Consider the following 1459-nt stretch of genomic DNA (forward strand, 5'->3'; position numbering starts at 1 on the left):
TGAAGTGCGCCCCAAAAGTTGGACAGCTGTTGGTTAGGCTACAGCGGACTGGACCCTATAGGCTACAGGGCTCAGTCCGCCAAGCTTCCCTTTGATTCGTTTATGGTTGTAGTAATGGATGTATTCATCCAGTTCAGCTTGCCACTGCTCCACGCTGTCGAAGCTTTTTCGGTAGTAAAACTCTGACTTCAGCGTGCCGAAGAAGCTCTCCATTGTGGCGTTGTCATAACAATTTCCTCTGCGTGACATGCTTTGTTCCAACCCCGCCTTTTCCAGGCGCTCCCGATATTTCGAGTGGCGGTAATGCCAACCTTGATCCGAGTGCAGCATTGGTTTGGCGCCCTCAGGTAAGCGTAGAAGGGCTTTCTCAAGCATCTCGCCCACCAATGCATATTGGGGCCGCATAGCCGTCTGATAGGCCACGATCTCGCCGTTGTACAAGTCCAGAACAGGTGACAGGTACATCTTTTTGCCAGCTACTTTGAACTCGGTGACATCCGTTACCCATTTTTGATTTGGCTGCTCGGCTTTGAACTGACGAGCCAGTGTATTGGGTGAAACTTCTCCCATCGGTCCGTTATACGACCGGTACTTCTTCGGCCGCACCATGCATTTCAGCCCCAACTCCCCCATCAGTCGTCGTACCGTTTTTCCGTTGATCTGCGGTCGCTCTTTACGAAGCGCTAAAGTCATACGGCGGTACCCAAGACAGCCCATGTGCTCGTCCTGGAGGGTCTGGATAGCGGTTTTGATCGAGATAAAACGGTCTGCAACGCCCATCGCCTTGAGTTGGTAGTAGTACGTGCTTCGCGCAAGGCTCACTAGCTTGAGTAAATCACGCAAGGGGAACGCATGCTTAAGCTCGCTAACTAATCGGGCTTTTTCTTCTGTTCTTTCTCCCGCCTCATCACGGCCTCGCCTAACTCCCCAAGCTTTTTTAGGTAGGCGTTCTCCATGCGCAGGTAGTTGAGTTCATCAAGCAAGGTCTTGTGTTCGGGCTCGGGAGCAGTGATTGGAGCAGCGGATTTACGTGGTTTAGCAGGTGGCTTAGGCATAGCGGTACTCGGCTCTTTTTTCCCTGACTCTAGGGCTTCAATGCCGCCACTGTAATACTGCTGTTGCCATCTGCCCACCTGAGTGGAGTTACCCAGATTAAAAAGCGCCGCTGCGCGGCGAAAGGAAAGGGAGTCACGCCACATGCGCTGCAAAACAGAGAACTTGAACAGGGCACTGTGACGTTGACCAGCACTGCTCAGACTGGCTTCACCGTGCAACCGGTAAGCCTCGACCCAACGACGAAGCAACGTGGGGTCCATTTGAAATTGAGCGGCGACACGACGAAAGCCACGACCTCGCTCAAGGAAAGCAGTGATGGCGGATAGCTTGAACTGCGCAGTGTATTTACTCATGAAAACACCCCAGAAATTGGATGGGTGTCCAACTTCTGGGGCGCACTTCA

The 1459-nt window shown here is 52.7% G+C and carries 1 protein-coding gene; it reads right to left on the reverse strand.

Translation table 11 applies throughout. The features are described 5' to 3' along the window. Positions 1–33: 33 nt before the first annotated feature. Positions 34–1409 (reverse strand): IS3 family transposase gene (locus tag DYL59_RS31260; RefSeq protein WP_420359318.1). Its coding sequence is split into 2 segments (ribosomal slippage): positions 34–927 and positions 930–1409, totalling 1374 coding nucleotides; the frame shifts between segments, so codons are not numbered across the junction. Between the last annotated feature and the right edge of the window lie 50 nt (positions 1410–1459).

Origin of the sequence: Pseudomonas kairouanensis (assembly GCF_004682055.1) — a bacterium.
Taxonomy (GTDB): Bacteria; Pseudomonadota; Gammaproteobacteria; order Pseudomonadales; family Pseudomonadaceae; genus Aquipseudomonas; species Aquipseudomonas kairouanensis.